Annotated in this window: 5 protein-coding genes; 3 read left to right on the forward strand and 2 right to left on the reverse strand. The window is 67.5% G+C overall.

The window, feature by feature from the left end; translation table 11 throughout:
• The coding region (locus D7W79_RS40105; RefSeq protein WP_147442304.1) for a hypothetical protein at positions 1–239 on the reverse strand (239 nt) is incomplete at its 3' end.
• 141 nt (positions 240–380) lie between these two features.
• Here D7W79_RS40105 and D7W79_RS40110 point away from each other — a divergent pair.
• Positions 381–1,229: an RDD family protein gene (locus D7W79_RS40110; protein WP_120530481.1), complete on the forward strand. Its 849-nt coding sequence runs from the start codon at positions 381–383 to the stop codon at positions 1,227–1,229.
• Here the strand turns inward: D7W79_RS40110 and D7W79_RS40115 are convergent.
• On the reverse strand, positions 1,171–1,689 hold the full coding sequence (locus D7W79_RS40115) for an outer membrane beta-barrel protein (protein WP_120530482.1): 519 nt from the start codon (positions 1,687–1,689) through the stop codon (positions 1,171–1,173). The two genes, D7W79_RS40110 and D7W79_RS40115, sit on opposite strands and share 59 nt — an antisense overlap.
• Before the next feature lie 103 nt (positions 1,690–1,792).
• Between D7W79_RS40115 and D7W79_RS40120 the strand changes: the two genes are divergently transcribed.
• Entirely contained in the window at positions 1,793–2,854 is a 1,062-nt protein-coding gene (locus D7W79_RS40120) for a tetratricopeptide repeat protein (protein WP_171439030.1), read from the forward strand.
• A 27-nt stretch (positions 2,855–2,881) separates the two neighbouring features.
• Positions 2,882–3,608: FHA domain-containing protein (locus D7W79_RS40125; protein ID WP_147442305.1), on the forward strand; the 727-nt coding region annotated here is incomplete at its 3' end.

Below are 3,608 nucleotides of genomic sequence, written 5' to 3' on the forward strand. Positions count from 1 at the left end.
GTGAGGATGCCCGGGGACTCGGTGGGCCCGTCCGGGCGGCCGCGCGGCAGCAGCGTCAGCGACGCCGTCATCAGCGCACCCAGGAGGTAGAGGTACGGCAGCGCCTGGGACTCGAAGCGCGACAACACCAGCGCGTTCGCGGCCGTCTTGAGCTGCGTCACCCCGGCGATGAGCGCGAACTGGAACGCACCCGCCGGCAGGACGCGGCGGTTCCAGGATGAGGGTTCGGAAGAGGCCACGGGCGCGGGAATGCGGACAGGATAACGTGGGAGCCCGCTATTCACGAATAACACTCTTCAAGGCCCGCCCGCATCTGCCCCCTGGCCGGGGATGCCCGCCCGCCTGCTCTCCGCGGTCCGCGTGGCGTACACTCCGGCGCCGTGACGCCCACCCCTGACACCCTGCTCGACGGCACCCACACGGTGCTGACCCCGGAGTACGTGGAGTTCCGCTTCACTCTCGCGGGCGTGTACTCGCGCTTCCTCGCGTGGCTGCTGGACGCGCTCATCGTCGGCTTCACCGCGATGGTCGTGCTGCTGGTGTTCCAGGTGGGCATGGCCGCGTTCCCGGGGTTCGCCAGCGCGCTGGGCATCGTCGTCTACTTCCTGGTGGACTGGGGCTACGGCATCACCCTGGAGACCGCGTGGGCGGGCCAGACGGTGGGCAAGCGCGTGATGTCCCTCCGGGTCATCCAGGAGAGCGGCGTGCGCATCGGCTTCTACCACGCGGCCCTGCGCAACCTGGCGCGCGTGGTGGACCGGCTGCCGCTGCTCTACCTCGTGGGCGGCTCCGTGGCGCTCGTGTCGCGCTCCCACCAGCGGTTGGGGGACCTGCTGGCCGGCACCATCGTCGTGCGAGAGCGGCGCCTGAAGGTGCCCTCCGCCCTGGAGACCCGGGGCGAGGAGGGCCTGCTGGCGGATCCGCTGTTCGTCTCGCGCGTGAAGCGGCTGTCCACCGAGGAGCGGGAGCTGGTGCTCTCCGCGGCCCTGCGCCGCGAGGAGCTGCGGCTGGAGGCCCGGCTCACGCTGTTCTCCGCGCTGGGCGCCCGGCTCCAGGACTCGCTGGCCATGGAGAAGCCCGCCCACCTCTCGGATGAGAAGTGGACGCTGCTCGTGGCCGCCGCCCTGCTGCCCGCCCCGGGAGCACGCCCGGGGCGTCCGACGTCCGGACCTAGAAGTACGTCGCCAGGCCCACGGAGCCCGTCAGCGACGTCTGCGTATCCTCGTTGAGCGCGATGTAGAAGTTGTACTGCGCGCGCACGCCCAGGCTCACCGAGTCGCTGAGGAAGAAGTCCACGCCCGCGTTGGGCCCGATGCCCACGAAGTTGCTGGTCGTCTCCTTGAAGACGATGAGGTAGCTCACGTCCGTGCCGATGTACGGGCGGATGTTCTCCTCCAGCAGGAGGTAGCGGATGCCCAGCGACGGCGCCAGGCCCACCACGCGCTTCTCCGGCGTGGCGAAGGTGTCCTTGGGGAACATCAGCTTCGACAGCGAGACGACCTCGAAGCCGTTCTCGATGTAGAGGCTGCCCTCCAGGCCGATGAACGGCGTACCCGCGAGCCCCGCGGTGCGCTTGAAGTCCATGTAGCCCAGCGACAGGCCCAGACTCCGGTTGGAGAACTGCGCGTGAGCAGGAGCCGCGCCCAGCAGGGCGGCGAGCAAGCCGAAAGCACAAAGGTAGGTACGCATGGCGGCGCACTCTACAGCCGGCCTAACCCATGGAAAACAGCGCTGATTCAGCGGAAGGCCGGCGTTGCCTCACGGGGTGGCGCTCTCCTACACTCGGCCGGCCATGCGTCTTCGCCGCCTCGTCCTCACGCTGACCGCCGCCGCCTCCCTCTCCACCACCGCCTGTCTCACCACGCCTCCCCCGCACGAGCGGGCGCTCATCAACAATGAGCTGTGCGCGCAGGAGATGGCCAACGGGGATCTGCAGAAGGCGGAGACCTACTGCAACCTGGGCCTGGAGTTCTCCCCCCAGTACGCGGACCTGTGGGCCAACAAGGGCCTCATCGCCATGTACTCGGGCAACAAGGGCAAGGCGAAGGAGTTCTTCATCAAGGCCCTGCGCTACAACCAGGAGCACCTGCAGGCCTACCAGAACCTGGGTGTCCTCTATCTGGAGGAAGGCGCCTACGGAAAGGCCCACGACAACTTCAAGCGCGCCCTGCAGGTGAACCCGGACAACCTGGAGTCGCGCTACGACCTGGGCCTCACCTTCATGAAGATGGGCAAGACGAAGGAGGCCAAGAAGGAGTTCGACACGCTGCTCGCGGTCAACCCCAACGTGGCCAACGCCCACCACAACCTCGGCATCATGGCCTACGAGGACAAGGACCTGGAGACGGCCTTCGAGCACATCTCCCAGGCCGCCCAGCTCACCCCGGACTCCGCGGAGGTGTGGCACGACCTGGGCACCGTCCTCATGGAACAGAGCCGCTTCGCGGAGGCCCGCGAGGCCTTTGGCAACTGTGCCCGTCTGGATGAGAAGAACTCCAGCTGTCTGAACAACCTCGCCGTCGCCCAGCGCAAGGTGGCCCTCACCGACTCCGCCCTCAAGGAGCTGAAGGACACCCAGACGGCGGAGAACAGCGCCCCGGCCATGTACCTGCTCGCGCGCCAGTACCGCGAGAAGGGCCTGCTCACGGAGGAGGAGGCCGCCTACCGCAAGTGCGTGAAGCTGGACGCCAAGTTCGCGCCCTGCCACTTCGGCCTCTTCCAGATCTTCAACGAGGCCCACAAGCAGACCCACGCGCAGACGGCGTGCAAGAACTTCATGAAGTTTGGAACCTCCGAGGAATTCCCCACCGAGTACACGACGTGTGAGAGATTCCTGGCCAACGACTCGTTCTAGCCGTCCCTTCGGGTAGCGACACACGCGATGAGCGTCCGTCTGACCGTCACACAGCGCAGCGAGGCCGGTGGCGCCTCGGGCAAAGAGGTCGTCCTCGACGACTCCGTCATCACCCTGGGGCGGGACAAGACCTGCCAGGTGGTGCTTCCGCAGCAGGCGGTGTCGCGCAACCACGCGCGCATCATCCAGGAGGGCACCCTCTACTTCCTGGAGGATCTGGGCAGCGCCTACGGCACGAAGATCAACGGCAAGGCGCTCCCCAAGGGAGAGAAGGAACTGCTGCGCAACGGCGACGTCATCGCCATCGCGCAGTACGACGTCCGCTTCGACAAGGTCGTGGAGATCGCCCCGGACGTCAGCGACAAGACGTCCTTCCTCGCGCGCGGCGCCTTGAAGGACGCGATGCGCGGCCTCGCCGGCGGCGAGGAGCGCTTCCTGCGCTACATGAACGGCCCACGCGAGGGCCAGCGCATCGAAATCTCCGAGGCCCAGGAGCACGTCTTCGGCCGCGACGAGAAGGAAGCCGACGTCATCCTCAAGGACGACCTCGTCTCCCGCAAGCACGCCAAGGTGCGCCGCGACTGGTCCGGCACGCACGTGGAGGACCTGGGCAGCCGCAACGGCATCAAGGTCAACAAGAAGCGGGTCAACCGCAAGGCGCTCAAGGACGGCGACGAGCTGGAGATTGGCGCCACCCGCTTCGTCTACGTGGACCCCGCCGAGCCGCCCGACGAGCCGGCGGTGAGCCTCTCCT

The sequence above is a fragment of the Corallococcus exercitus genome, assembly GCF_003611585.1.
Taxonomy (GTDB): domain Bacteria; phylum Myxococcota; class Myxococcia; order Myxococcales; family Myxococcaceae; genus Corallococcus; species Corallococcus exercitus.